The sequence below is a fragment of the Stenotrophomonas sp. 05L414_2 genome (assembly GCF_056397905.1).
Genome location: NZ_JBFTOJ010000268.1, coordinates 1 through 3163, shown reverse-complemented (window position 1 = coordinate 3163; position 3163 = coordinate 1). Strand labels below are relative to the sequence as shown.

The window sequence follows — 3163 nt, the reverse complement described above, 5'->3', positions numbered from 1 at the left end:
GCCTTGAGGCAGCTGCTCATGAAGGTCTTGCGGGCGTCGCCGGCGAGCTTTTGGGTGGCGGCGTCTGCGTTGCACTTCTTCATGCGCTCCTGCGGCGTGGCAGGGGTTGCCGGTGCGGCTGCGTGCGAACTCAGGCATGCGCTCTGCGCGGACTTGTAGGCGTCGCCTTTCAGCCCTTTGTTCTTTGCCGAACAGTCGGCCATGCGCTGCTGCTGTGGGGTGGCTGCGTTGGCGGCAATCGGGAGGCCGACCAGCAGGGCGGCGGCGAGCAGCAAAGAGGCTTTCATGGTGGCTCCAGGGCAGGGCGGGTGCGCGGAGCATTCGCCCGTCGCCGCAAAGCCGGCGTGAAGGTGCCTGGAGCAGGTGGAGCACTTCCTTTCGAAAGCGCTCCGACCCGGTCGATCTCAGCCCACGCGGGTACCGAAGATGCGGTCGCCGGCATCACCCAGGCCCGGCAGGATGTAGCCCTTGTCGTTGAGCTGCGCATCGATCGCGGCGGTGTAGATCTCCACGTCCGGGTGCACGGCCTTCACCGCTTCGATGCCCTCCGGCGCGGCAACCAGGAAGATGCCCTTGATCCGGCGTGCGCCGGCGCGCTTGAGCATGTCGATGGTGGCGATCAGGGTGCCGCCGGTGGCCAGCATCGGGTCGAGGATCAGCGCGTCGCGCTCTTCCAGGCGGCCGGTCAGGCGCTCGAAGTAAGGCACCGGCTGCAGGGTTTCCTCATCGCGCTGCAGGCCGACTACGCTGACRCGSGCGGCCGGGATCAGCGACAGCACGCCGYTGAGCATGCCCAGSCCGGCGCGCAGGATCGGCACSASGGTGATCTTGGCGCCGGCGATGCGCTGCACGGTGACCGGGCCGGACCAGCCCGGCAGGGTGTGCGGCTCGGTTTCCAGGTCGGCGGTGGCCTCGTAGGCCAGCAGCGTGCCCAGTTCGTTGGCCAGTTCGCGGAAATCCTTGGTGCTGAGCGCGGCGTTGCGCATCAGGCCGATCTTGTGCTGCACCAGCGGGTGGCGCACTTCGACGATCTTCATGGGATGGTCTGGCAGAAGGGGAGGCCCCCATTTTAAGCGGAATGCGCGGTGGTGCCGAGCCGGGTCCGGCAGGCCAGGCTCCACCGGTGTCATGCCCATGCAACCTGCCGGACATACCGTGCTGACCCAATCTTTACACCGTTGGGGATAGCTGTGCAGAAGAAGAACACGTTGGGCCTGGCAATCAGCCTCTCGCTGCTGGTGACGGCCAGCCCGTCGGTGCTGGCGGCCGAAAACGCTGCCGCTGCCGTGGCAGGGGGTGCCGCCGCAGCGACCGATCTGGACCGCGTCGAAGTGCGCGCGCAGCTGGAATCGCAGGTACGCGCCGTCGACCTGAAGCGCAGCAGCGATGCCATCGAAGACGCCGTGTCCTCCGACGCGCTGGGCCAGTACCCGGACAAGAACGTGGCCGAGTCGCTGCAGCGCCTGCCGGGCATCAGCGTGACCCGCGACCAGGGGGAAGGCCGGTTCGTGGTGGTGCGTGGCCTGGATGCCAACCTCAACAGCGTCAGCGTCGACGGCATCGCCATCGGCACCCCGGAAGATTCCAGCCGCGCGGCGCCGCTGGATGTGATTCCGTCCGATTCGACCGAGCGCCTGCGCGTGGTCAAGTCGCCCACCCCGGACATGCCGGGCGACGCCATCGGCGGCGCGATCCTGGTTGAATCGGCCTCGGCCTTCGATCGTGACGGCCGCAGCCTGCGTGGCAAGATCGAAGCCAGCCACCAGCAGCTGTCCGGCGAAACCAGCCCGAAGGCGGCCTTCAACTACAGCGAAGTGTTCAACGACACCTTCGGCGTCGCGCTGGGCGTGAACTACCAGAAGCGCACGTTCGAATCGGACAACACCGAAGTGGAGTACGACGGCGAAGACGATGCCGCACCGGGCGACGTCACCGCGATCAACCTGCAGCACCGCAAATACGAAATCGAGCGCAAGCGCATCGGCGCCAACCTCAACCTGGACTGGCGCCCGAACGAGGACAGCAAGTACTACCTGCGTGCGCTGTACAGCCAGTTCGATGATGCCGAAACCCGCCAGCGGGTGATCTTCAACTTCGATGACGCCAAGATGGTGAAGACCGGTACCGACCAGTACCGGTTGGACGGCATGCCGAAGGATTCCATCGACAGGCGCATGCGCTACCGCACCAAGGAAGAGAACACCTTTGCGGCCAGCCTGGGCGGCGAGAACACGCTGACCAACGCCGTGGTCGATTACAAGGTGGGTTTCACCYGCACCGAAGAGCGGGTGAACGATGAAATGGAGGCGCGCTTCAAGCTCAACGGCAAGGCCTTCAACGGTACGCTGGACCAGAGCAGTCGAATGCCCAGCTACAGCTTCGACAATCCGCAGTGGCTGGACAACGCGAACTRCGCGTTCGACCGCTTCGTGATTTCACCCAAGCAGGTGAACGACAAGGAGCACAGCGCACAGGTCAACGTGCGCTTCGACGGCGACAGCAGCAGCATCAAGTTCGGCCTGCTGGGGCGCTGGCGCGACCGCGACGTCAACGTCGACGAAAGCGAACTGCGCGTCGGCCCGAAGGTTGCCCTGTCCAGCTGGACCACCGGCTCCCCGGATCACCGCCACGGCACCCTGGGTGACGGCATGGATTCGGACGCGATGCGCGCGTACTGGGCGGCCAACCGTGGCCAGTTCAGTGCTCGCCCGCAGGATGTCGGCGCCAACGCGATGACCTCGCTGGAAGAGGACTACACCGCCAGTGAAGACATCTTCGCCAGCTACGCCATGGGGACCTGGGATGTCGGTGCGCTGCGCATCATCGGTGGCGTGCGTGTGGAGAACACGCGCTTCAGGGCCGAAGGCAACCAGGTCGATGTGGCGGCCAACGGCCGCAGCTACACCGTAACCCCGCGCGTGGCCAACAGCAGCTATACCAACGTACTGCCGGGCCTGCACCTGCGCTATGACGCGGCCGATGACTGGGTGCTGCGCGCCTCGGCCAACAAGACCGTTTCGCGCCCGTCCTTCGGCGATATCTCGCCGCGCGTCGGCTACAGCCGCGGCGACGAGGAAGTGCGCCTGGGCAATCCTGAGCTGGACCCGTACGAGTCGAAGAACATCGACCTGTCGGTGGAGAAGTACCTCGGCAGTACCGGCAT

At 65.9% G+C, this 3163-nt stretch carries 3 protein-coding genes; 1 reads left to right on the top strand and 2 read right to left on the bottom strand.

The window, feature by feature from the left end; translation table 11 throughout:
• Positions 1–287 (bottom strand): PsiF family protein (locus AC1DJN_RS21365; RefSeq protein ID WP_478040141.1); only part of this gene is annotated, 287 nt, incomplete at its 3' end.
• A 117-nt stretch (positions 288–404) separates the two neighbouring features.
• Complete coding sequence (gene upp, locus AC1DJN_RS21360) at positions 405–1037, bottom strand: uracil phosphoribosyltransferase (RefSeq protein ID WP_478040138.1); 633 nt, start codon at positions 1035–1037, stop codon at positions 405–407.
• 153 nt (positions 1038–1190) lie between these two features.
• Here upp and AC1DJN_RS21355 point away from each other — a divergent pair.
• Positions 1191–3163 (top strand): TonB-dependent receptor (locus tag AC1DJN_RS21355; protein WP_478040136.1); only part of this gene is annotated, 1973 nt, incomplete at its 3' end.